At 70.5% G+C, this 23,323-nt stretch carries 24 protein-coding genes; 11 read left to right on the top strand and 13 right to left on the bottom strand.

Going from position 1 to position 23,323, the window contains the following annotated elements; all coding sequences use genetic code 11:
* Positions 1-42 precede the first annotated feature (42 nt).
* A complete protein-coding gene (locus tag HNR67_RS15280; protein WP_185002727.1) occupies positions 43-510 on the top strand; it encodes a hypothetical protein in 468 nt (155 codons plus the stop codon).
* 78 nt (positions 511-588) lie between these two features.
* Here HNR67_RS15280 and HNR67_RS15285 read toward each other — a convergent pair whose 3' ends face one another.
* Genes HNR67_RS15285 through HNR67_RS15295 form a run of 3 tightly spaced genes read right to left on the bottom strand, consistent with a single transcriptional unit; the run spans position 589 to position 4,599 of the window.
* On the bottom strand, positions 589-1,824 hold the full coding sequence (locus tag HNR67_RS15285) for a hypothetical protein (RefSeq protein ID WP_185002728.1): 1,236 nt from the start codon (positions 1,822-1,824) through the stop codon (positions 589-591).
* Positions 1,825-1,871: 47 nt separating this feature from the next.
* Positions 1,872-2,909: a TRM11 family SAM-dependent methyltransferase gene (locus HNR67_RS15290; protein WP_185002730.1), complete on the bottom strand. Its 1,038-nt coding sequence runs from the start codon at positions 2,907-2,909 to the stop codon at positions 1,872-1,874.
* A gap of 28 nt (positions 2,910-2,937) precedes the next feature.
* A complete protein-coding gene (locus HNR67_RS15295; RefSeq protein WP_185002732.1) occupies positions 2,938-4,599 on the bottom strand; it encodes a fumarate hydratase in 1,662 nt (553 codons plus the stop codon).
* A gap of 169 nt (positions 4,600-4,768) precedes the next feature.
* On the opposite strand from HNR67_RS15295, the gene HNR67_RS15300 reads away from it, so the two are divergent.
* On the top strand, positions 4,769-5,566 hold the full coding sequence (locus tag HNR67_RS15300) for an aldo/keto reductase (RefSeq protein WP_185002734.1): 798 nt from the start codon (positions 4,769-4,771) through the stop codon (positions 5,564-5,566).
* Here the strand turns inward: HNR67_RS15300 and HNR67_RS15305 are convergent.
* On the bottom strand, positions 5,556-6,443 hold the full coding sequence (locus tag HNR67_RS15305) for a LysR family transcriptional regulator (RefSeq protein WP_185002735.1): 888 nt from the start codon (positions 6,441-6,443) through the stop codon (positions 5,556-5,558). The genes HNR67_RS15300 and HNR67_RS15305 overlap by 11 nt on opposite strands.
* A gap of 56 nt (positions 6,444-6,499) precedes the next feature.
* On the opposite strand from HNR67_RS15305, the gene HNR67_RS15310 reads away from it, so the two are divergent.
* Complete coding sequence (locus HNR67_RS15310; protein ID WP_185002737.1) at positions 6,500-7,210, top strand: tyrosine-protein phosphatase; 711 nt, start codon at positions 6,500-6,502, stop codon at positions 7,208-7,210.
* A 1,149-nt stretch (positions 7,211-8,359) separates the two neighbouring features.
* Here HNR67_RS15310 and HNR67_RS15315 read toward each other — a convergent pair.
* The 3 genes from HNR67_RS15315 to HNR67_RS15325 form a co-directional block, all read right to left on the bottom strand.
* A complete protein-coding gene (locus tag HNR67_RS15315; RefSeq protein ID WP_246492520.1) occupies positions 8,360-9,349 on the bottom strand; it encodes a sigma-70 family RNA polymerase sigma factor in 990 nt (329 codons plus the stop codon).
* Positions 9,350-9,611: 262 nt separating this feature from the next.
* The gene (dtd, locus tag HNR67_RS15320) at positions 9,612-10,037 is read right to left on the bottom strand and encodes a D-aminoacyl-tRNA deacylase (RefSeq protein ID WP_185002739.1); all 426 of its coding nucleotides are present in this window, start codon (positions 10,035-10,037) and stop codon (positions 9,612-9,614) included.
* Positions 10,034-11,542, bottom strand: a complete 1,509-nt coding sequence (locus HNR67_RS15325; RefSeq protein ID WP_312987314.1) for a DUF7782 domain-containing protein — start codon at positions 11,540-11,542, stop codon at positions 10,034-10,036. The genes dtd and HNR67_RS15325 overlap by 4 nt, the downstream gene beginning before the upstream one ends.
* An 84-nt stretch (positions 11,543-11,626) precedes the next feature.
* On the opposite strand from HNR67_RS15325, the gene HNR67_RS15330 reads away from it, so the two are divergent.
* Complete coding sequence (locus HNR67_RS15330; protein ID WP_185002743.1) at positions 11,627-12,694, top strand: C45 family autoproteolytic acyltransferase/hydolase; 1,068 nt, start codon at positions 11,627-11,629, stop codon at positions 12,692-12,694.
* Here the strand turns inward: HNR67_RS15330 and HNR67_RS15335 are convergent.
* Genes HNR67_RS15335 through HNR67_RS15345 form a run of 3 tightly spaced genes read right to left on the bottom strand, consistent with a single transcriptional unit; the run spans position 12,633 to position 14,937 of the window.
* Positions 12,633-12,800 carry a hypothetical protein gene (locus HNR67_RS15335; RefSeq protein ID WP_185011804.1) on the bottom strand — a complete coding sequence of 56 codons (168 nt, stop codon included), beginning with the start codon at positions 12,798-12,800 and terminating at the stop codon, positions 12,633-12,635. The genes HNR67_RS15330 and HNR67_RS15335 overlap by 62 nt on opposite strands.
* Positions 12,801-12,815: 15 nt before the next feature.
* A complete protein-coding gene (locus HNR67_RS15340; RefSeq protein ID WP_185002745.1) occupies positions 12,816-14,363 on the bottom strand; it encodes a PucR family transcriptional regulator in 1,548 nt (515 codons plus the stop codon).
* Positions 14,350-14,937 (bottom strand): CGNR zinc finger domain-containing protein, encoded by a 588-nt coding sequence (locus HNR67_RS15345; protein ID WP_185002747.1) that lies wholly within the window; start codon positions 14,935-14,937, stop codon positions 14,350-14,352. Before HNR67_RS15345 ends, HNR67_RS15340 begins: the two co-directional genes overlap by 14 nt.
* A gap of 40 nt (positions 14,938-14,977) precedes the next feature.
* Here HNR67_RS15345 and HNR67_RS15350 point away from each other — a divergent pair, with 40 nt between their 5' ends.
* The 4 genes from HNR67_RS15350 to HNR67_RS15365 all read left to right on the top strand — a co-directional run bounded on the left by HNR67_RS15350 (position 14,978) and on the right by HNR67_RS15365 (position 17,664).
* A complete protein-coding gene (locus HNR67_RS15350) occupies positions 14,978-16,039 on the top strand; it encodes a winged helix DNA-binding domain-containing protein (protein WP_185002748.1) in 1,062 nt (353 codons plus the stop codon).
* Between the two features lie 46 nt (positions 16,040-16,085).
* Positions 16,086-16,643, top strand: coding sequence for a hypothetical protein (locus HNR67_RS15355; protein WP_185002750.1), 558 nt, complete (start codon positions 16,086-16,088; stop codon positions 16,641-16,643).
* A 19-nt stretch (positions 16,644-16,662) separates the two neighbouring features.
* On the top strand, positions 16,663-16,980 hold the full coding sequence (locus HNR67_RS15360; RefSeq protein ID WP_185002752.1) for a DUF3099 domain-containing protein: 318 nt from the start codon (positions 16,663-16,665) through the stop codon (positions 16,978-16,980).
* Positions 16,981-17,100: 120 nt separating this feature from the next.
* On the top strand, positions 17,101-17,664 hold the full coding sequence (locus HNR67_RS15365; RefSeq protein ID WP_185002753.1) for a DUF2017 family protein: 564 nt from the start codon (positions 17,101-17,103) through the stop codon (positions 17,662-17,664).
* A 139-nt stretch (positions 17,665-17,803) separates the two neighbouring features.
* Here HNR67_RS15365 and HNR67_RS15370 read toward each other — a convergent pair whose 3' ends face one another.
* Positions 17,804-18,703 (bottom strand): carbohydrate kinase family protein, encoded by a 900-nt coding sequence (locus HNR67_RS15370; RefSeq protein WP_185002755.1) that lies wholly within the window; start codon positions 18,701-18,703, stop codon positions 17,804-17,806.
* Between the two features lies 1 nt (position 18,704).
* On the bottom strand, positions 18,705-19,643 hold the full coding sequence (locus tag HNR67_RS15375) for a pseudouridine-5'-phosphate glycosidase (protein ID WP_185002756.1): 939 nt from the start codon (positions 19,641-19,643) through the stop codon (positions 18,705-18,707).
* Between the two features lie 25 nt (positions 19,644-19,668).
* Between HNR67_RS15375 and HNR67_RS15380 the strand changes: the two genes are divergently transcribed.
* Both HNR67_RS15380 and HNR67_RS45670 read left to right on the top strand, forming a co-directional pair.
* Positions 19,669-19,917 (top strand): DUF3039 domain-containing protein, encoded by a 249-nt coding sequence (locus HNR67_RS15380; protein WP_185002757.1) that lies wholly within the window; start codon positions 19,669-19,671, stop codon positions 19,915-19,917.
* Positions 19,914-20,219 carry an antibiotic biosynthesis monooxygenase family protein gene (locus HNR67_RS45670; RefSeq protein ID WP_185002758.1) on the top strand — a complete coding sequence of 102 codons (306 nt, stop codon included), beginning with the start codon at positions 19,914-19,916 and terminating at the stop codon, positions 20,217-20,219. The genes HNR67_RS15380 and HNR67_RS45670 overlap by 4 nt, the downstream gene beginning before the upstream one ends.
* Positions 20,220-21,376: 1,157 nt before the next feature.
* Here the strand turns inward: HNR67_RS45670 and HNR67_RS15390 are convergent.
* Positions 21,377-21,637, bottom strand: coding sequence for a hypothetical protein (locus tag HNR67_RS15390; RefSeq protein ID WP_185002760.1), 261 nt, complete (start codon positions 21,635-21,637; stop codon positions 21,377-21,379).
* Between the two features lie 148 nt (positions 21,638-21,785).
* Here HNR67_RS15390 and HNR67_RS15395 point away from each other — a divergent pair, with 148 nt between their 5' ends.
* Entirely contained in the window at positions 21,786-23,306 is a 1,521-nt protein-coding gene (locus HNR67_RS15395) for a right-handed parallel beta-helix repeat-containing protein (RefSeq protein ID WP_185002761.1), read from the top strand.
* Positions 23,307-23,323: the final 17 nt, after the last annotated feature.

Below are 23,323 nucleotides of genomic sequence, written 5' to 3' on the forward strand. Positions count from 1 at the left end.
CCCGCGTGCAACCCGCCGTGGCTACCGTTCCGTCCTGTGCACATGAGACGTCTAGCTACCGTGGTCGGCGCCGGGGCGGCGCTGGTGCTCGCGTTGAGCGCCTGTGCGGAGCCCACGGCTGGTTTTGGCGGACAACCGACTCCGCCGCCCTCCTCAGCCCAGCCCACACCGGAGCCGGGTCCGGAGATGGAACCGCCCGCCGGCGGAAAACCGTTGGCGAAGAACAAGGCCGACCTGTCGGCACTGCCCGCGGACTTCCCCAAGCGGGTGTGGACCGAGGGTGACGGCACCGTGGTCGGCACGTTCGGCAAGGAAGGCGGCTGCAGCAAGGTGCGCGCCGACCTGACCGAGCAGACCGACACCGGCGTGAAGATCACGCTGGTGGAGACCACCCCCGCCAACAGCGAGGCCTGCACGATGGACCTGCGGTTCCCGCCGGTCACCGTGAAGCTGGCCAAACCGTTGGGGGAGCGCGGCGTCGTCGTCACCGCCAAGCAGGAGACCAAGTAACCCGACCAACCGAATGCGGCGCCCCGGCAGGCGCGGAACCCAGCCGGGGCGCCGAACTCCGCCCGGATCCGGGCCGGGTCAGGAGTCCAGCCAGGCGCTGAACGCCGCGCCGGCGCAGATCGAGAACCCGTAGCAGGCAACCAGATTCGCCCGGTCCAGCAGGTGCCCCATGGCTCGTCCCGGTGCCCAGTCCAGTCGCTGGGCCGCTGATTCCGTTGGCACGCCCAGACTTTCCAGCAGCGGCCGCAGTGGCCGATCCGTCGGGTCGGTCGCGGTGGCGGCCAGCAGCAGGCCGGTGTACGCGGTGCCGGACAGTTCCGGCCACGCGCCGGGGGTCAGTTCCGGGGCCTGTCCGGACGCGCTGATCGTGTCCAGCCGCCGCAGCCAGCGCTGTGTCCACTCCGGACTGACCGGGGTGACCACCTCGCGTTCCTGTTCCCAGGCCAGGTCCCGTTCGCCCTGGGCGAGCAGTTCCGCGCGCAGCACCGCGATCCGCGCGGGCACCAGCATCGCCCGCACCTCCGCGGGCGGCAGGGTGTCCAGAATGGACGGCCAGCCGCGCGGCAGACCCAGCTCCAGCACCAGGTCCACCTCACTCGGCTGGGCGTGCCCGGCGAAGGCCGCCTCCAGCCGGTGCGCGGGCGCGGCGCCGACCCTGGCCAGCGCACGCACATCGTCGTAGCCGACCCTGGTCACCGTCGGCGTGTGCCGCTGCACGGCCAGCCGGTCCCTGGCCACACCCAGCCACTGGAACGGCAACAGCCCGGCCCTGGACTCGTCCGACATCTCGTAGCCGTGCACCGCGAACGCGGCCCGGTCATCCCGCAGCACATAGCCGGTTTCCCCGGTGCCGTGCTCGAATTCCTCGTCCTCGTCCCAATCCGCTGCCGAGGTCGTCCCGGCCAGCCCGGTCGCGTCCAGGAACCGGGCGTGCGCCGCGGTGGCCGCGGTGGCCCAGGACCGCTGCACCAGCTGGATCCGGCCCGACCGCAACCAGGTCACCACCCCGGGCGCCGGTCCGGTCAGGTCCTTGTCCCCGGCGTCCACCCGGCCGATCCGGTCGCTCTGCCGGACCAGCCAGCTGGTCGGGTACCGCGGCCGCTGGGCGAACCCGAAGACCACCGTGGCCCACACCGCCAGTCCGGCGCCGATCAGCAGCCAGGCCCAGCGCGGCAACCACATCGGCATGCCCATCAGCACCAGCGCGGCCACACCGAGGGTGAGGTAGCGCCCGGCGGGGCGGGCATACGGCTCGCCAAGGCCGAGCGGGAACGCGCCCTCGGGCAGCCAGCGGTAGCGGAGGAAGGTGCTCACCGCGACAGTATGCGTCCCCGCCCGGCCGAGGGCAGTGGGATATCGGCTCAGCCGGGTTTCCGCGCCACCACCAGATCGCGGATGATCGACTGGTCCACCCGGTGCTCGAACTCGCGCCACGGACCGTCATCGAGCGGCTGCAAACCGTTGTCCGCCAGGATCTTCACCAGCTCGTCCCGGCCGGCCACGTGCGTGTTCCAGGAGATGCCGATGGCACCGCCGGGTCGCAGGATCTGGCTCCACCCCGGCACCGCGTTGTACAGCAGCTCCAGTGGGCTGCGGGCGAGGTGCTTCTGGGTGGGCCGGGAACCGTGCTGCACGCCGTAGGGCGCGTCGGTGACGATCGCGTCCACGGTCTCGGCGCGGAAGAACTCCCGGCTGCGCACGGTGTCGGCGTTGACCACCATGAGCTGGTTGGCCTCGCCCGCCTTGTACAGCTCCTTGGTCAGCCCCAGTTTCACGCTGAGCCGCTTGCCGATCAGCGACTTGTCCCGCCGGATCGGGGTGACCTCGTGCTGGTGCTTGATCCGGTGGTTCTTCAGCCAGGTGGCCAGGAAGTGCGCGTAGGCGTCGAAGTCCTTGCTGTCGGTGTCCATGCCGAAGGCGTCGTGGCCGTACATCAGCGCCTGGTTCAGCGTGGTGCCGCGCCCGCACATCGGGTCGAAGACAGCGAGCTTCTTGTCCATCAGCTCACCGGGTTCGGCGCGGGCCAGCAGGGTGACGTTGAGCAGCAGCTTGGTGAAGTGCTCGTTGGTCTTGCCCGAGTACTTCTGGATGGTCAGCAGATCGCTGCTGAACTTGTCCAAAGGGGACACTCGCAGCGGCCGCAGCAACTCGCCCTCGACCGCGTACAACGCGTACACCGAGGACAGGTTGGACAGCACCGAGATGTCGTACTCGTCCAGCGTCCCGGACTCGAAGGTGACGTAGGGGACGCCGCCGATCTCCGTCTCGGCGACGTCGGCGACCTCGGTGTGCAACGCGGTCTCGCTGAACACCGCCAGCTCGGTGCGGGTCAGCCGGATGGCCGACTCCCCGTACACCCGGTTGAACGCGGGCAGAATCAGCAGCGCGTACCTTGCCATGTGCTCACAATCGTTGCGGAGTAACAAATCAGCGTCGGAAGGACACCTGGAGGGTGGGCTGACTGGTGCCTGCGAAGAAGTCGTTGCCCTTGTCGTCGACCACCACGAACGCGGGGAAGTCCTCGACCTCGATCTTCCACACCGCCTCCATGCCGAGTTCGGCGTACTCGAGCACCTCGACCTTGCGGATGCAGTCCTGGGCCAGCCGGGCCGCCGGACCGCCGATGGAACCGAGGTAGAAACCGCCGTGGCTCTGGCAGGCATCGGTGACCTGCTTGGACCGGTTTCCCTTGGCCAGCATGACCAGTGAGCCGCCCTCGGCCTGGAACTGCTCCACATAGGAGTCCATCCGGCCGGCGGTGGTCGGCCCGAACGACCCGGAGGCGTAGCCCTCGGGCGTCTTGGCCGGACCGGCGTAGTAGACGGGGTGATCGCGCAGGTACTGCGGCATGCCCTCGCCCGCGTCCAGCCGCTCCTTGATCTTGGCGTGCGCGATGTCGCGGGCCACCACCAGCGGACCGGTCAGCGAGACCCTGGTCTTGACCGGCAGCTTGGTCAGCGTCTCGCGGATCTGCTCCATCGGCAGCGTGAGGTCGATGTTGACCACCTCGTCGGACAGCTCGCCGTCGCCGATCTCCGGCAGGAACCGGGCCGGATCGCGTTCGAGCTGCTCGATGAACACGCCCTCAGGGGTGATCTTGGCTCGCGCCTGGCGGTCCGCCGAGCAGGACACCGCCACGCCGACCGGGCAGGAGGCGCCGTGCCGGGGCAGCCGGATCACCCGCACGTCGTGGCAGAAGTACTTGCCGCCGAACTGCGCGCCGATGCCGAACTGACGGGTCAGTTCGAGGACCTGCTGTTCCAGGTCGACATCGCGGAAGGCGTGTCCCAGCGGGGATCCCTCGGTGGGCAGCTCGTCGAGGTAGCGGGCCGAGGCGAGCTTGGCGACCTTGAGGTTCTGCTCCGCGGACAGTCCGCCGACGACCACCGCGAGGTGGTACGGCGGGCAGGCCGCGGTGCCCAGGCTGCGCAGCTTCTCGTCCAGGAACTTGGCCAGCCGCACCGGGTTCAGCAGCGCCTTGGTCTCCTGGTACAGGAAGGTCTTGTTCGCGCTGCCGCCGCCCTTGGCCATGAACAGGAACTCGTACTTGGGTTCGGTGCCGGGCTTGGTGAACACCTCGATCTGCGCGGGCAGGTTGGACCCGGTGTTCTTCTCGTCCCAGAAGGTCACCGGCGCCATCTGCGAGTAGCGCAGGTTCAGTTCCTGGTAGGCGTCGAAGATGCCGCGGGAGAGCGCCTGCTCGTCCGCGCCGCCGGTGAGCACGGTCTCGGTGCGCTTGCCCATCACGATCGCGGTGCCGGTGTCCTGGCACATCGGCAGCACCCCGCCGGCGGCGATGCAGGCGTTGCGCAGCAGGTCCATCGCGACGAACCGGTCGTTACCGCTGGCCTCCGGGTCGTCGATGATCGCGCGCAGCTGGGCCAGGTGCGAGGGCCGCAGCAGGTGCTGGATGTCCTTGATCGCCTCCCGGGCGAGCAGGGTCAGCACCTCGGGGTCGACCTCGAGGAAGCGCCGTCCCGCGGCCTCGACCAGCCGCACGCCCTCGGTGGTGACGAGGCGGTACTCGGTCTGGTCCGGGCCGAGCGGCAGAACGTCGGTGTACTCAAACGCCGTGGTGGTGGCAGTCACGCGGGCTCCCTTGCCTGCGATTCGGGTATCTGATGAAACTACCGCGTGCGCTCCGGCGGCCTGGCGCTGACCGGGTGTGATCCCCGTCCGGATCGTGCAGCGGCACTCGACCCCCTGGTCCGGCAACAGTGCACCCACAACCCCGCTGAGCTGGGCAGAGTCTCCCACCATGACGATCAGTGACTTCCGGCTGGGCTTCGGCGCGATGCGGCTCACCGGCTGGGATCGCCCCAACGACCCCGCCTCGGCCATCGCGGTGGCCCGCCGCGCGGTGGAGCTGGGCGTGGACTTCATCGACACCGCCGACGCCTACGGCCTTGGCACCAACGAGGAACTCCTGGCCGCGGCCCTGCACCCGTATCCAGCGCACCTGACCATCGGCACCAAGGCGGGGCAGAGCAGGCCGGGCCCGTCCGCCTGGGTGCCGCTGGGCCGCCCCGAGTACCTGCGCCAGCAGGTCGAACTGAGCCTGCGCCGCCTGCGCGTGGACCGCCTTGACCTGTTCCAGCTGCACCGGATCGACCCGAAGGTCCCCGCCGCCGACCAGTTCGGCGTGCTCGCCGACCTGGTGCGGGAAGGCAAGGCAGCCAAGATCGGCCTGTCCGAGGTGACCGTGCCCCAACTCATCGAGGCCCGCACCCACGTCGAGATCGCCAGCGTGCAGAACCAGTACAACCTCACCGACCGCCGCCACGAGGCCGTCCTCGACCACTGCACGGCCGAGGGCATCACCTTCATCCCCTGGCTGCCCATCGCCGGCACCCTGACCCACCCGGACGCACCCGTCGCCGAGGTGGCCCGCGAGGTCGGCGCGTCACCCGCCCAGGTGGCCCTGTCCTGGCTGTTGCACCACTCCCCGGTGATCGTGCCCATCCCGGGAACTTCCTCGCTCGCCCATCTGGAGGAGAACATCGCGGCCCGCGAGCTGTCCCTGACCCCGGCCCAACTGGCCCGCCTCAGCCAGTGAGTTCCAGCGCCGCCAGGTCGATGGCCTCCAATACCGCCCGGATCGCCGGCCGCCGGGCCGACTCCACCCGCCACACCGCGTAGACGTGCCGATGCGACACCGGTTCCAACTCCACCACCCGAACCCCACCCGGCAGTAGGCCCCGCCCGAGCCGAGGCATCATCGCGATCCCCAATCCCCGAGCCACCAACGCCAACTGGGTGTGATGCTCACCCGCGCTGTGCACCACATCCGCCCCACCGACAACCCGCCGCAGCCAGTCCCGGCACCCAGTGCCCTCCGGCCAGCTGACCCAACTCTCCCCACCCAACTCGGCCAACGTGGCGACAGCACCCAACCGGTGATCATCAGGTACCACCACATCCACCACGTCATCAAGCAATCCCGCCCGCGCCAACCCACCCGGCAACTCCAACGGCGCGTCCGGCCAGTCCTGCACGATCGCCAGATCCAGCTCGGCCCCGGCCACCAACGGCAGAGCCTCGTGCGGCTCCAACTCACCCAGCCCAACCCGCAACCCCGGATGCCGGGCGCGCACCAGTTCCAGCGCGGGTGGAAGCAACGCGCGGGCCGCGGTGGAGAACGCCGCCACCGACACCCCGCCCAGCACCACCCCCGCCTTCTCCTCCACCGCCGCCTCCGCCTCGGCGACCGCGGCCAGGATCCGATCCGCGTGCGCCACCAGCACGAGCGCCGCCTCGGTCAACCGCACCCCGCGCCCAGTGCGCTCCAGCATCGGCTTGCCCAGTTCCCGTTCGAGCCGGGCCAGCCGCTGCGACACCGCCGAGGTGGTCAGGTGCAGGGTCCGCGCCGCGGCCCGCACCGAGCCCTGGGTGTGCACCGCGTGCAGGGCGTGCAGCTGGGGCAGGTCGAGCATGGCGAGACCCCCGCGTAGGTTTGGGCAGGCAGTTCAACTTAGTCGAGGGGGACATGGTGACCACGGGACTCGTCAACAGCCGCGACCTGGGCGGGTTGCGCACGGAGGACGGCAGACTGACCCGGCACGGCGTGCTGCTGCGCAGCGAGGCCCCCCTGGCAGGCGACCCCACCCCAGACCTGGCCGGCTGGCCGCCCGCGGTGGTCCTCGACCTGCGCGGCACCCAGGAAGGCCACCCCGACCACCCCCTGCAGTCCACCGGCACCAAGATCCACCGCATCCCCATGCTGGACCTGATCATGGCCGCCGCGACCACCGACCCCAGTGCCCTGGACCTAGGCAAGCTCTACCGCCAACTGCTGGAGGAATCAGCCGAAGGCCTGGTCCAGATCCTCCGCCTGGCAGGCGAGGCCGACGGCGCCGTCCTGGTCCACTGCTCGGTAGGCAAGGACCGAACCGGAGTCTCCGTAGCCCTGCTGCTCCGAGCCGCCGGCGTCCCCCGCGAAACCATCATCGCCGACTACGTACGCACCGAAGCCAACATGACCGGCGTAATCCGCCGAGTAGCCACCAGCCTGGGCCGCCCAGAACCCACCGAAGCCCAACTGACCACCATGAAACACCTCCTGGCCGCCCCCGCCCCAGCCCTGGAAGGCGTCCTGGACACCCTGGACACCCACGAAAACGGCCCCCAAGGCTGGCTACTGGCCCACGGCGCCACCCAAGAAGAAATCACCCGCTGGACCACCCGCTTCCTAACCCCATAACCCGCACAACAACAGCCAACGCTCCGTACAAGAACGGCCAACACCCGGTACGAGAACGGCCAACACACCGTCCCAGAACGGCCAACACGCCGGGAGCTTGAAACCCCAGCCCGCGTGTTGGCCGCTTTGGTACGGAGTGTTGGCCGTTCTGGGACACCACGTTGGCCGTTGTTGTACGGCACGTTGGCCGTTGTGGGACGCCGGGCGGGCGAAGCCCGGAGCGGTGAGCGTTGGGGGCAAGCGGGCGAAGCCCGGGAACGCTGCGGCTAGGCGGTTCCCACGCGCCGCGAGCGGGCGGAGCCCGAGCACAGGCAGCCGGGGTGGCTTTTCAACACTCCCCGAGCGGTTCCCCCATCCCCGTCAGCCTGGAGAGGACACACCGCATCCCAGCCAGCGGCCGCTGCAACACAAACCGCCGCCCGGCCAACCCAACGTGACGGCGGTCGCTGGCTGGGATGTGGTTTGGTATCGGAAGGCTGACGGGGATGGGGGAACCGTACGAGCACTGCTCTTGCTCTTGTCTTTGACTTTCCCCCCCATCCTTTGATTTCTGCCCGTCCGGCGAGGACGCCCTTGACTGTCGCTCGTGTACCTCAGCAACAGAGGCCAACAGCGTAAAGATCAAGAGCGGAAAAGATGGCCTCGCCGGCCGGGCAGACCACCGGAGGGGGTGGGGCAAGTCAAACCCCGGGATGAGCAGGTTGCGGGGCGGGGTTTGTGTTGCCGGGGCCGGTTCCAGCGTGGCTCCGAGGGCTCGCGTGTTCTCCGCACGGCCTTCCGCAAGCCAACCACACCTCACCGAGTGGCCCCCGTTGCGGATTCGTGGGCAGGCGGCGGCAGGTTGCAGGGGCCACTCGGTGAGGCGCGGTCAGCAAGCTCCAGGCCGTACGGAGAACACGCGAGAACCCTCGTCGTGGGGGTTTCACCCCCAACCCCAACCCCGCCACGGGTCGCGAACCCCGGACATGTCGGAAGGCCGGACCCGCCCCCGACGGGTCCGACCTCCCGGGGTGTGCAATCCGGCTGTAGTGGTACAGCCGGACTGCGCAGTCTGTGTTGTCTTGGAGAACCGTGCCGTGAGGCAGGTCACAAGTCAACGCCGCTATCCGGGTGACCCCAAGCGCTACTCAGCGTCACTCCAGAACAAGCTCAGCTCGCGTACGCCCGCAGCCGCTCGGCCCGGTCGCCCTGCCGCAGCTTGGACATGACCTCCCGCTCGATCTGGCGAACCCGCTCGCGCGAGAGGCCGAATCGGCGGCCGATCTGGTCCAGGGTCCGCGGCTGGCCGTCGTCCAGGCCGTAGCGGAGGCGGATGACGTGCTGTTCGCGGTCGTCCAGGGTGGCCAGCACTCGGCGCAGGTCGTCCTGGAGCAGGCCCGAGATGACCGCGCTTTCGGCGTCGGTGGCCTCGGAGTCCTCGATGAAGTCGCCCAGCGGGGCGTCTTCCTCGGCGCCGACCGGCATGTCCAGGCTCACCGGGTCGCGGGCGTGGTCGAGCAGGTCGGAGATCTTGTCCGCGGGCAGGCCCGACTCCGCGGCCAGCTCCTCGTGCGTGGCCTCACGGCCGAGCTGCTGGTGCAGGTCGCGCTTGATCCGGGCCAGCTTGTTGACCTGTTCCACCAGGTGCACGGGCAGCCGGATGGTGCGGCCCTGGTCGGCCATGCCGCGGGTGATCGCCTGCCGGATCCACCAGGTCGCGTAGGTGGAGAACTTGAAGCCCTTGCTGTAGTCGAACTTCTCCACCGCGCGGATCAGCCCGAGGTTGCCCTCCTGGATGAGGTCCAGCAGCGGCATACCGCGTCCGGTGTAGCGCTTGGCGAGACTGACCACCAGGCGCAGGTTCGCTTCCAGCAAATGGTTCTTGGCGGTGTGCCCGTCACGAACCAGAGTCTTCAGGTCGGCTCGGCGCTGCGGGGAAAGCGACTTCGCCTCATCCAGCATGTGGCGGGCGAATACCCCCGCTTCGATGCGCTTGGCGAGATCGACTTCCTGCGCCGCGCTCAACAACGCGGTGCGGCCGATTCCGTTCAGGTAGACTCGAACCAGGTCAGCCGCCGGGCTCTGCGCGTCGAGGTCGTGCGCCTCGATCTGTGCAGCTTCCTGCGGCTCCTGCTCGGTAAGTTTCAGTAGGGCGGTCATCGGAGCTCCCTCCCTGGTCGCGGGCAAACGGCGTCGTGCGGGCATGCGTCACCAAGCCGACGCCCCGTTGCGCGGCGGCCCCTTCAGTGCGGGGGTTCCGTCCCTGTGCGGTTTCCCCGCCCCGTCCTGGCTGGACACTTGGATAACGAAGCCGATCTCGGTTTCGTTCCCGGTACCCACTCTCAATTAGCAAGACGTCAGGCTGACCTGCGGGGTTGCTTCCGCAGGCTGAGGATTCGCTGAGAAGGCGTAAAGAGAACCCTTAAAGATCGACCAGCACGGTGAATGGACCGTCGTTCACGCTTTCCACCGCCATGGCCGCGCGGAACCGCCCCGTCGCCACCCGCGCACCCCGGTTACGCAGGGCTTCTACCACCGCGACCACCAACGGCTCGGCCACCTCCGGACGGGCCGCCTCGGTCCACGACGGGCGCCTGCCCTTGCGGGTCTGGCCGTAGAGCGTGAACTGGCTCACTACGAGCAGCGGAGCCCCGGTTTCGGCGCACGACCGCTCCTCCCTCAGCACCCGCAGCTCGTGCAGTTTCCGGGCCATGGTGGCCGCGGTCACCTCGGTGTCGGTGTGCGTGACGCCGAGCAGCACCAGCAGACCGGGCTCCTCGATCGCGCCGACCACCTCGTCCTCGACGGTGACGCTGGCGCGGGTGACCCTGGAGACGACCGCCCTCACGCCACGACCCAGTCGGCAGGCACCAGCATCCCGTGCCGGATCAGGCTGCGGACCGCCGGCAGCGCGCCCATGACCAGCACGTCGGTCGGCAGCCCGTGCGCGGCGGCGAGCAGCCCGAGCAGGTCGCCCAGGTCCAGGTGCCCCCGGCAACCGGCCAGCAGTGCGGCGGCCAGGTCGTCCAGGTCGTGCTGCCAGCCCGGCCCGTCCTGCCGGTGCAGCCTGCGCACCAGCGAACTCCAGCCGTCCTCGGCTGGCGAGGAGATCTCCTCCAGCGCCACCGAGGCGGGCACGGTGAGCCGGGCGGCGAGCAGGTCCTCGTCCTCGCTGTGCTGCCGCAGCCAGGCCACCCGGTCCAGCCAGCCGGCGGTCTCCGGGCCCAGCGGGTCGTCATAGGCCTGGCGCAGGTCCTCGCACACGATGTCGGCGGGCCCGGTCTGGGTGTGCCGCAGCGTCACGAAGCCGAACCCGATGCCCTCGACCTGGTTCTCCGCGAACCAGTCCAGCCAACGCCCGGCCTGCTCCCGGCCCTCCGGCGAACGCGGATCCACCCCAGCGTCGCGCAACCAGGTGCCGACATACAGCGCCGGATCGGCCACGTCCCGCTGCACCACCCAGGCGTCCATGCCCTGCGCCGGCAGCCAGGAGGCGACCCGCTCACCCCAGTTCTGGCCCTTGATGTGCAGCCAGGAGGCGAGCAGCTGCCCGACCCCGCCGTCGGCGAGGTGCTCTGGCAGCTGCCGGATGACCAGTTCGCTGGCGCTGTCCCCGGACAGCCCGGAGTCGCGGTAGACGTAGTCCACCCTCGGCGGCCCGACCACGAACGGCGGGTTGCACACGATCTGCTGGAACCGCCGCCCGGCCACCGGCTTGAACCACTCGCCGCGGCTGAGTTCCACATCGAGCTGGTTGAGCCGGAAGGTGGCCGAGGCCAGCGCGAGCGCCCGGCCGGACAGATCCGTGGCGGTGACGTGCTCGGCATGCCTGCTGGCGTGCAGCGACTGCACCCCGCAGCCGGTGCCGAGGTCCAGCAGCGCGCCGACCGGGCGGCGGGCGGTGGCCCTGGCCAGGCTGAGCGAGGCGTGCCCGACGCCGAGCACGTGGTCAGCGGGCACCGGGCCGCCGCGGGCATCGGAGTCCAGGTCGGAGAGCACCCACCAGGAGCCCTGGTCATCGCCGTAGGGCCGCAGGTCCAGCGCGGCCCGCACGGACTCGCCGTCGGTGTGCAGCAGCCCGGAGCGGACCGCGTCGGCCAGTGGCAACGGCCGCAGCGCGGCGGCCACCTCCGCCTCCGGCACCGGCTCGTTGAGCAGGAACAACCGGACCAGGGCGCCCAGCGCCCCGCCGTCGGCGCAGGCCCTGGCGGCGGGCTCCAGCTCCCCTCGGCCCAGCGCGGCGTGCGCGGTGGGTCCGAGCAGTCCGAGCACCCCGTCCGCGTGGTAGTCCGCGGACAGGAAAGCCGTCCGCAACTGGTCGCATACCTGGTCGTCGATCGCTACGCCGAACACGCGAAGATCCTCACACGTTTCGCCGATCCCCACTTCTCCGCCCGTCCGCCTATGTTGAGATCGCACGGAGAAGGGGGTCATCCCATGTCTGTGGCGGTCACCGTCGCCGAGCTGGACGGGCTGCGCTGGGCCGGGCTGCGCGGCCCCCGGCTCGAGGTCTTCCGCGCCCTCGGCGAGCAGTTCCGCGCCGAGATCACCGAGGCCGTGCACACCCTGCCCGAGTGGCCGGCGCTGGCGGCGTACGCGCGCACCGACCAGGGCCTGGTCCGACTGTCCAGACTGAGCGCGTTGACCAGCACCAGACACCCTCAGGAATATGCCGAACTCCGCGCGATGGCCGCGGGCGCGAACCTGCCCGAGCAGACGTTGCTGCTGGTCAACCTGCGTGGCGACCTGCCGCCGCCGTCCACCACGGCAGGCTGTTCGGACCTGGCCTGGCCGGGCCGCGCGCTGGCGCACAACGAGGACGGCGGGTCCGCCCTGATCGGCCGCCTGCTGCTGCTCACCCTGCACTGCGACGACGACGTGCCGGTCACCGCGCTCTGGTACCCGGGCATGCTGCCCAGCAACGCCTTCACCCTGACCGGGCACGGCCTGGTCTTCGGCCTGGACCACCTGCCGGTGGCCGAACCGGCGATCGCTCCCGGCCGCCATTTCGTGGCCCGCGCCCTGCACCGGGCGCGTGATCTGGACGAGGCGATCCGGCTGCTCACCGAACTGCCCTCGGCAGGCGGGTTCGCCTACAACCTGGCCGAGCTGAGCACCGGCCGGGTCGCGCACGTGGAGGCGGTGGGCGGGGCCAGCGCGGTCCAGATCGCCGGGGACGAGCCGCTCTGGCACACCAACCACCTGCGCCACCTGACGCTGCCCGAGCTGGTCACGCTGTCCAGCCGGGAACGCGCCAAGGTCCTGGACAGCCTGGACCCACCGGCCGAACCGGGCATCGACTGGTTCCTGGACGTCCTGACCAGCGCACACCCGCGTGGCGTGTGCCGCCCGCCGGGCACCGATGACTCGGCCACGCTGTGCACCTGCGTGGTGGACCTGGCCGCGGCCGAACTCACCGTGGTGCCGCGTGGCGGTAAGCGCTTCACCTGGTCGGTGGCCGACGCGCTGGCCGGACCGCCAGCCGGGTCTGCACCGCGCGGATGACCAGGGCCAGCAGCACGAAGCCGCCGATCAGCGCGAGCGTGTAGGGCAGGTTGGCCATGATCGGCATGGTCCGGCCGCCTGCCGGTCGCCGAACACCCCCGTTCACGCCTCCTTGACGCCGCTACCAGCGATCTTTACGCGGTCCTTGCGCCGGTAGCGCGGCCAGCCCGACGGTCAGCGCGAGCCGCTGGTCCGGATCGTCCAGGCGCAGCGCGGTGAGCTGTTCGATCTTGCGCAGCCGGTAGCGCAGGGTGTTGGGGTGCACGGCGAGTTTGCGCGCGGCGGCCCTGCCGTCGCCGCCGGCGGCCAGCCAGGCGCGCAGGGTGGCCAGGTACTCGGTGCCGTGTTCGGTGTCCTGGCGGAGCAGGTCGGCGACCGGGCCGCGGGTGGGCAGCCGGCCGGCCTCGGCCGCGGTGCGCAGCCGGAGCAGCAGCACCTGCGCCCAGTGCTCGTCGTAGTCCACGGTGTCCGCCTCGACCAGCCCGGCGACCCGGGTGGCCAGGCATTCCTCGGCTTCCAGGCGGCTGGCGGGCAGGTCGGCCGGGGTGGCCCTGCCGCCGATCCCGGCGTGCACGGCCACATCGGCCGGCAGTTCGCGCAGCAGCGAGCGCAGCCAGTCGCGGGCGGGGTTGTCATCGGGCAGCACGGTGTAGAGCACGTTGCCGAGCAGTGCGCTGCGGCCGGGCCTGGACCAGCCGAAACCGGAGGTGGCGCGTTCGAAGGCGAGCAGCGCGGCGCCGTGTTCGTTCATCCCGGCGTGCGCGTGCAGGGCGACCACCCGCAGTCCGGCGGCGGCCAGGCCGAGGCGGGACAGCGTGCCGGGCGCGTCCGCGGTGCCGTCCAGCAGGCTGAGCACGGCGTCGGCCTCGGCGCGGCGTTCCAGGTCGGCGCCCGCCCTGGCGCGCAGCAGGTGCAGGGCGGCGGTGCGGGCGCCGTCGACCATGGCCGAGTAGGCCTGCGGCCGGACCGGCGGGGTGACCTCGACCCACACCGAGCCCAGGAGTTCCCGCCCGGCCCGGATGGCCACGATCAGGCGACCCAGCAGGCCGGGGGTGAGCGCGGGGACCAGCAGTGGTTCGTCGGAGTTGGCCAGGTGCTTGAACACGCCGTAGTCCGCGAGGGCCTTGAGCACGTCGGGCGGGACCCGGCGGCCGAGGATGGTCTGCACCCTGGCGGCGTCCACGTCATCCTGCCGGTTGGAGTAGGCCAGCACCCTGGACTGCAGGTCCTCGATGGTGACCGGCCCGCCGACCACCGCGGCGATCGCGTCGGCCACCGCGAACAGGTCGCCTGGCACGTCCCGGCTGGGGCCCTGGCCGCTGAGCACCAGGGTGTGGATCAGTCCGGCGAGGTGGCTCCAGGGCACCGCGGGGTCGACCACGAGCACGGCCGCGCCGGAGCTGCGGGCCGCGGCGAGCACGCGTTCGTCCAGCTCAGGCGGTCCGTGCAGGATCACGGCGGCGGCGGTGGTGCCGCGGACCAGGCGGGTGGCGGCGGTGACCGAGCCGGTGCCGATGCCCAGCAGCACGTCGGTGGGGCTGGTCGGGTGGGTCTCGGTGGGGTCGTGCAGGGAGAGCCCGCGCAGTTCGACGTCCCGGCCGCGCGGCGCGCAGACCAGCCGGGTGCCCAGGCCGCCGAGCACGTCGACCAGCCGCTCAAGCGTGACCACGGGTGGCCTCCTGCCGGACGCGCTGCTTGGCCCGGTTGCCGCAGCGCTGCATCGAGCACCAGCGGCGGGCGCCGGGGCGTGAGGTGTCCACGAAGAGAAGATGGCAGTCCGCCGCGGCGCAGCGCCGGACGCGGTGCCGGTACGGCCCGCCGAACAACTCGATGGCGTCCCTGGCGAAGGCGGACAGCAGTGCCGCGCCACTGATCGGCTCCCGCCAGCGCCGCCCCTGGCCGGTCAGCTCAGGCACCGGCGGGGGAGCCTGGGCGAGCCGGTTCCAGTCCTCGAACGCGCCGGGGGCCTTGCCACTGGCGACCCGGCCCGCGCTGAACCAGATCGACTCGCGCAGCACCTTCAGCTCGGCCAGTTCCGCCGCGCTCATCCTGATCCTGGCCGGGCCGAGCCGGGTGTGCGTCAGCCAGTCCCGCAGGTCCGCGACCCGGTGCAGCACCTCCCACTTGGCCCGCTCGCCCGCGCCGCCGCTGACCAGCAGTTCCAGGCAGAGGGCCCCCGGGTTGAACCGGTAGTGCTGCCCGTCGTGCCCGACCATCGGCAGCCCCGCCGACTCCTCGCCCATGACACCACTATAACCGGTGCACACCGGTTATAGTGGTGTCATGGAGCTGGGGGCGGACCAGGCGCTGGCCTGGCGGTTACGGCGGCACGAGCTGGTCAACCCGGCCGGGCTGGACGCGGTCGCGCTGGCCGGCCGGCTGTGCGGGGTGCAGGCCCAGGTGCCCTCGGCGGCCGAGCTGGCGGTGCGGATCCGCCAGGTCGAGCCCGAGCCGGGGGAGATCACCCGGGCGCTGACGCTGGACCGCACCCTGGTCCGGATGTGGGCGGCCAGGGGCACCCTGCACCTGCTGCCCGCCGGGCTCGCGCCGAGCTTCGTGGCCGCGGTCGGGGCACTCCGGTTCTGGGAGAAGGGCAGCTGGCAGCGTGGCCACGGCATCACCGCCGAGGAGCTGACCAAGGTGCTCGCCGCGCTGGCCGAGGTCCTGGACCACCGGCTGCTCAGCCGGGAGGAGCTGGTCGCCGAGGTGCTCGACCGGGTCGGCTCGGCCCGGCTGCGCGAGGCGCTCGGCTCCGGCTGGGGCGCGCTGTTCAAACCCGCCGCCTACCTGGGCCTGCTCTGCCACGGCCCGGCCGAGGGCAACCGGGTCACCTTCACCAGCCCGGTGCACTGGCTGCCCGGCTGGACCGTGCCGGATCCGGAGCAGGCAGGCCCCGACCTGGTCCGCGCCTACCTGCGTGCCTTCGGCCCTGCCGGGCACGACGAGTTCGCGCAGTGGTTGTTCCGCAATGGCAAACCCGGGCTGACCAAGCGCTGGTTCGCCGCGGTCCGGCCCGAGCTGACCGAGGTCAGCGTGGCGGGCAAACCAGGGTTCGTGCTGACCGAGGACCTGGCCGAGCTGCGCGAGACCAAGCCGTCGAAGGCGGTCCGGCTGGTGCCCGCCTTCGACCAGTACGTGGTGGCGGTGTCCAGGGAGCTGATCCCGGAGCAGCACCTGGCCAAGGTCAGCCGGGCCGCCGGCTGGATCTCGCCGGTGGTGCTGCACGGCGGCCGGGTGGCCGGGGTGTGGAGCCGGGACAACGGCGTGATCAGCACCGAACTGTTCGCCGAACTGCCCGCGAGGGCACTGTCCGCGGAGATCGAGCGGGTCGGCGCGCTGTTCTGACGCGCCCGCCGACCGGAGCCGCCGGGTCCGGGCCTACTGTCGCGGCATGACGCAGGTTCCGCTCTGGGTGCCGGTGGCCGTGGGGCTGCTCGGCTTCCTCGGTGTGCTCGGCGCGCAGTTCATCGCGGCCTGGCGGGAGGACCGCCGGTGGAACCGGGAGAAAAGCCGCGATGAGGACAACAAACGATTTGACGCGCGGCGGGCCGCCTATGCCGAGGTGATCGGCTCGCTGGAGTCCTGGGACTGGGTGCTGCACCCGCTCAAGGACAAGGCGCGCGGTAAGGACTTGGAAATCGGCGAACCAGAACTTGTCGATCTGCGCACGGCCTGGATCGAAGCCAAGAATGTGCTCGGACCGATCAATCTGGTGGCGACCACGGAGATTCGCGATTTGTTGCGCACCGCAATGATCGCACGCTCCCGGCTCTCCCGTGAACTGACCGCTGATGGACCCGAGAAGGCGCGGTTGGAACTGGTCGAGAAGCACTGGGCACAGGCCCAGGATGCCTATGCGCGACTACGCAATGTCATGCGACGGGATCTCGGCTTCGAACCTGTCGATCCCCAGCACCCTCCCGCCCAGCCCCAGCAGGTGGAAAGATGAAGAAAGGAGGTGGTGTCGGATGACCACACAACGGGACGGCACCCCGGTCCTGATCACGGAGGCGCGGCAGTCGTACGAGGACCAGCTCGCCGCCCGCAAGCGCAAGTACATGCTGATGATGTCGCTGCGTATCCCATGTCTGGTGGCGGCAGCCGCCTGCTACCAGATCCCGTGGCTGGCCATCGGACTGGTGCTGTTGTCGGTGCCGCTGCCGTGGATGGCGGTGCTCATCGCCAACGACCGTCCACCACGAAAGGCGGAGAAGGTGAACAGGTTCCGCCGGGTGCGTGACGATACCGCCATCGAATCGAAACAACATCCTGTAATCGAGGGCTGATCTCCACCCGGAGTGGCGGTATGGTTACGTTCCGCTCAATCACAGGGGGCTCAGGTGGACGGTGCGGAAACTCGCCCAGTAGTTGTCGGTACGGGAACTGGTCAGAGTCCGAGGTCAGGGATGTACGGAGCGATCCATTGGGACCGGGCCAACGAGCTGGTCGTCGGGAACTTCACCTCGGCCCAGGCCAGTTGGCTACGGCGGCACCTCTCCGGTTTCGCCTCCCTCGTCCAGTGGCGAATGGACCAGTACCACACGGACTATCCGCTCGGGGCTGAGCTGGGCCTGCCGCTGCCGACCGAGGCGACCGAGGACCGCAGGCTGAACGCGATCCTGGACTGGCACTGTTGTGAGGAAGAGTCCGAGGAGGTCCGCCTCTGGCACGAACCGGATCTGTTCGCCGGTCTGTACAAGGACATCAACCTGGTCTGGGCGACCCTGCCCGAACGCGGCGGCATGGTGGTGCTGCGGGAGGAACGGCAGATCCGCGCCTGGTTCCGGGTGCTGCTGGACTACCGGATCACCGCCGCGATCAGCTGGCGGGTGCCGGATGCCATCTACGACCTGCGCCGGGAACAGCCCGAACCCGGCGACGAACTCGGCCGCGCCTTCTACCTGACCACCTGGCTGTGGGATGTGGCGCACGAACTGGCCGAGATCAGCAAGATCACCGTTTCGCGCTAGGCCGACAGCGGATTCTCCGCCCGGGTATCCGCCGTCGTTGTTCGCAGTACGTGGTTGCACCGCACGACGCGGCCGTGCGCTCGATGCCCCGAGGACACCGAGCGCCGCCGCACCCCTGACTTCCGGCCTTCTGGGCTGATCAGCCCCGCACGTTGAGCGGACTCGGCGGCTGCGCGCCGACGAGTTGCACCGCCCGTGCCCCCGCGGACACCCCCGCCGCCAGCGCGGCGCCGATCTCCGCCCCGCCCCGCCAGGCCGCGAGCAGTCCCGCGTTGAAGGCATCGCCCGCCCCGGTGGAGTCCACGCAGTCCACCACCGGCGCGTCCGCGTTGACCGTCGCGCTGGGGGAGACCCAGTGCGCGCCGCCGTCACCCGAGGTCACCGCCACCGCGCCGACCACCGAGAGCAGTTGCCGGGCCGATTCCGGGTCGGTGGACCCGGTGAGCACGGCCAGCTCGTCGGAGTTGGGCAGCAGCAGGTCCACCCCGGCCACCAGCTCGAGGAACTCGGTCGTGCCCAGCCGCGCGATCAGCGTCGCGGCCTGCGGATCCACCGAGGTGGTCAGCCCGGCCGCGCGGGCGGCGGCCAGCGCGGCCACGCCCGCCGGGCGGGAACCCTCGTCCAGCAGCACGTAGCCGGACAGGTGCAGGTGGTCCGCGCCGACCAGCGCCTCAGGGGCGATGTCGGCCGGGCAGAGCCGGGCATTGGCGCCCCGGTCCGGCAGCATCGTGCGCTGGCCCTGGGCGTCCACCAGGACCACCACACAGCATGTGGGAGCGCTCTCGTCCACCACCAGCGCGGCGGTGACCCCCGCCGCGTCCAGCTCCGCGCTGACCCGGTGCCCGGCGATGTCCCCACCGATCCGGCCGACCAGCACCGCCTCGGCGCCGCAGTGCGCCAGCCAGGCCGCGGTGTTCGCCCCCGCCCCGCCGACCACCATGCGCACCGCCGAGCGGGTGTCGCCGCCGTGCACCAGGGGCCCGTCGTGCCGGGCCACCACGTCCAGGCCGGCGTCCCCGACCACCACGATCCGCGCCATCTCAGTTAGCTCCGCTCAGCTCGACCGCCACCCGCGCCGCCAGGTCCGCGTTGGAACGCACCAGCGCCGCGTTCGCGTCCAGACTCACACCCGCGCTGGCCTGGTGGAAATGGGCCAGAAGCACGGGAGTGACGTCCTTGCCCCGCACTTTCCGCTCGGCGAGCAGCGCCAGCCCCTCGGCCAGCAGCCGATCGTGCAGCTCGCGGTCCATCTCCGCCTCGACCGGAATCGGATTGGCCAGCAACACCCCCGCCGACCCCGGCACCTCGCCGCGATGCGCGGCCACCACCGCGGCCACCTCGGCGGGCGAGTCCACCCGCCACGGCACGGCCTGATCGGATTCCCGCAGGTAGAAGGCGGGGAACCGATCGGTCCGGTACCCCAGCACCGGCACCGACGAGGTCTCCAGCAGCTCCAGCGTGGCCGGGATGTCCAACACCGACTTCACCCCCGAACACACCACCAGCACCGGCGTCTCGGCCAGCACCGCCAGATCGGCGGAGACATCCCAGCTCTCCCGGGCCCCCCGATGCACCCCACCCAGCCCCCCGGTGGCGAACACCCCGATCCCCGCGACCTGGGCGAGCGCCGCCGTACTGGCCACCGTGGTGGCCCCGCTGCGCCCGAGCCCAATGGCCGCACCCAGGTCCCGCCGAGAGAGTTTGACCAGCTCAGAGCTGGGATCACAGACCCGCTCAAGCTCGGCGGCGGACAGTCCCGCCACCGCCTCGCCGTCCAGCACCGCGATCGTGGCGGGCACCGCGCCCGCCGCGCGCACGATGTCCTCCAGCTCCCTGGCCACGGTGAGGTTGCGCCCCGGCGGCAGCCCGTGCGCGAGGATCGTGCTCTCCAGCGCGACCACAGCGCCCCCGTCAGCCAGCGCCGATCGCACCTCGTCACTCACCCGCAGCACCGCTGCCTCCTTCTCGCTGAAGTCCATCTGTCCGTGAGGCATCATGGTGCACGTGAGCACCCAGACTCTTCCCGAGGTCGACACCACCCCGGACGCCACGGACAGCACCAGCGACGACGCGCCGAAGATGTTCCACTACGTGCGCAAGGCCAAGATCGCCGAAAGCGCGGTCATGGGCACCCACGTGGTGGCGCTCTGCGGCGAGGTCTTCCCGGTCACGAAGTCGGCCAAGCCCGGCTCCCCGGTCTGCCCCGACTGCAAGAAGATCTACGAAAGCCTGCCCCCCGGCGGCGGTGAGTGAGCCCAGTACTCGAACACGCTCAACTCGCGGTCCGGCCCAGCGCGGAGGCAGCCTTCCTGGAAGCCTTCGCCCAGGCCCGACCGCTCATCTCCCAACAGCCCGGCTTCCGCTCGCTACGGCTGTCCCGCTGCCTGGAACGCCCCCACGAGTTCCTCCTACTCGTCGAATGGGACACCCAGGCCGCCCACGAACAAGGCTTCCGCCACTCACCCCAATACCCCCAGTGGCGAACCCTGCTCCACCACTTCTACACCCCCCACCCCACCGTCTCCCACTACCAAGACGCCCTCCCCACAACCTGAACCACCCCAACCCCACACGAGTGTTGGCCGTTGTGGGACGCCGGGTTGGCCGTTGTGGGACGGGGAGCCGCCGGGGCGGTGTGACCGGGGCGCCGCTTGGGGCCGTTCGGTGCCGGGTAGGGCCGCTTGAGGCTGACAGTCGAGAACAGTCTGGCCACGTGGCGTACGAGAACGGCCAAACCGGCGTACGAGAACGGCCAACACTCCGGGAGGGGTGTGGGTTTCAACCTCCGCGCGTGTTGGCCGTTGTCGTACCCAGTGTTGGCCGTTCTTGTACGCCTTGGGCGACTGCGGCCGGGCGAAGCCCGGAGGAACGAGCAGTCGGGGTGGCTTTTCAACACTCCCCGAGCGGTTCCCCCATCCCCGTCAGCCTGGAGAGGACACACCACATCCCGGGTGCGCAGACCGCAACCTGCCGCCGCCCTAGCCTCTCAACCGCAACGGTCTGCGTGCCCGGGATGTGGTTTGGTATCGGAGGGCTGACGGGGATGGGGGAACCGTACGAGCACTGCTCTTGCTCTTCGTCTTTGCTCTTGTCTTTGACTTTCCCCCCCATCCTTTGATTTCTGCCCGTCCGGCGAGGACGCTCTTGATCTTGACTTTCGTTCGGGTACCTCAGCAGCAGAGGCCACAAGCGTAAAGATCAAGAGCGGAAAAGATGGCCTCGCCGGCCGGGCAGACCACCGGAGGGGGGAGGGCAAGTCAAACCCCGGGATGAGCAGGTTGCGGGGCTGGGCAGGCTGCCGGGGCCGGTTCCAGCGTGGCTCCGAGGGCTCGCGTGTTCTCCGCACGGCCTTCCGCAAGCCAACCACACCCCGAGGAGCGGCCCCCGTCACCTTGGGCGGGGTCGGCGGCGGATTGTGTTGCAGGGGCCGCTCCTCGGGGCGCGGTCAGCAAGCTCCAGGCCGTACGGAGAACACACGAGAACCCTCGTCGTGGGGTTTTCACCCCAACCCCAACCCCAACCCCAACCCCAACCCCAACCCCAACCCCAACCCCAACCCCAACCCCAACCCCAACCCCAACCCCAACCCCAACCCCCGGCCTGCGGCCTGCGGCCGTACAACAACCGCCAACACTCCGTACGACAACGGCCAACACGGCGTACAAGAACGGCCAACACTCCGTACGACAACGGCCAACACGCCGGTTTGGGGTTAGGTGCGGAGGAGGATGCTGGCTGCGGTGCCGGTGGCCAGGAGTACCGCGCCTGCCAGCGTCCACCACTGGCCGCGGGTCGCGTCCGCCAGGGCCGCCGATCCGAACAGCACTGCCGCCACGCCGCTCATCGCCCCGGCCAGCCCCGCCGCCAGCGGCCCGGTCAGGGTCGCGGTGATCGCCAGTAGCACCCCGAGCGTGACCACCGACCACGCCCAGGCGCGGGCTGGGCGTCCCGGTGCGCTGATCAGATCGTCCACCGGGCCGAAGGTAGTCCTCGAACACGCTGTGGCGTCACCACTTCAGGGATTCCGCACGCCTGGCCGGGATCTTTGCCCGATCGGTGACTCAATCGTTTCCCCGCTGGTGCCGATGGTGATCAACATCGGTCTGCGGAAGGAGACGTGGATGCTCGCCCGTCGTGCTGTGCCCGCCCTGCTCGGTGTCGTGGTGCTGGCCACGTCCCTGCTCGACGCGCCACCAGCGGCCGCGCAGACCCGTGACTTCCACCTGGACTGCTCGGCGGCCTGGCCGGGTACCGGGTCGGCCGACTCGCCCTGGCAGCGGTTGGACCAGGCCAATGGGTTCACCTTCCTGCCGGGGGATCGGCTGTTGTTGCGCCGGGGCACCGAGTGCGCGGGGGTGCTCAGCCCGCGCGGGTCGGGTGCGCCGGGGCGGCCGGTTCAGCTCGGGGCGTACGGCGAGGGTGGGAAGCCGCACATCGCGGGTGGGGGCGCGCGGGCCGCGGTGCATCTGCGCAACGTGCAGTACTGGGAGATCCGGGATATCCGGGTGAGCAACTTCGGGCCGCCGCCGGGGCCGGAGGAGCGACGCGCCGGGATCTACGTGACGCTGACCGACTTCGGGGTCGGCCACCACTACGTCGTGGCCGATGTCGAGGTGCACGACGTCAACGGCTCCGACCACAAGGATCCCGACCCCAGTGGCGGCATCCTCTTCGGCGCGCTGGGCGCGCTGCGGCCGACCCGGTTCTCCGACATCGTGATCGAGCGCAACCGGGTCTCCCGGGTGGACCGGACCGGGATCGGCACCATCTCGCACTGGGCCCGCCGCGCCGAGCACCCGAACGGGCCCGGCAGCTCCTTCGCGCCGATCCGGGACCTGGTGGTGCGGGACAACGCGGTCACCGACGTCGGCGGCGACGGCATCGTGCCGCAGAACACCCTGGGCGCCCTGGTGGAGCGCAACCGGGTGCACCAGTTCAACATGCGCTCCGCCGGCTGGAACGCCGGGATCTGGCCGTGGAACTCCGATGACACGCTGATCCAGTTCAACGAGGTCTCCGGCGGCTTCGGCACCAGGGACAGCATGGCCTTCGACTTCGACGGCGGCTCCAGGAACGTGCTCTACCAGTACAACTACAGCCACGACAACGACGGTGGCGCGCTGCTGGTGTGCAACGACAAGGACATGGTCAACGACGGCGGCGTGTTCCGGCACAACATCAGCCAGCACGACGGGCACCCGGACGTCGCGGTGATCTCCATCGGCTGCGCGCGGGCGACCAACGTGCGCATCCACCACAACACCTTCTTCACCGGCCGGGACACCCGGCTGGTGGCCAACTACACCGACACCCAGATCGTGGCCGCCAACAACGTCTTCGCCCGCGCCGGCGGCAGTTCGATGATCCAGGACCCGCACGGGCGCTACCTGGCCAACGCCTACTTCAACATGCCGGTGCCGGAGCGGGACGGCCGCGCGGTCACCGCGGACCCGCTGCTGCTCAACCCCGGCTCGGCCAGCGGACTGCTGGACCTGGGTGGCTACCGGCTGCGCGCCGGCTCACCCGCGTTGCGCGCCGGGGAGCCGGTGCAGGGTGCGGGCAGCCGGGACTTCTTCGGCAACCCGATGCCCAGCGTGCCCAACATCGGCGCCTACCAGGGACCGGGCGAACTCGGCGACTGAGCGGCACTGAGCAGGAC

The sequence above is a fragment of the Crossiella cryophila genome, assembly GCF_014204915.1.
Taxonomy (GTDB): Bacteria; Actinomycetota; Actinomycetes; order Mycobacteriales; family Pseudonocardiaceae; genus Crossiella; species Crossiella cryophila.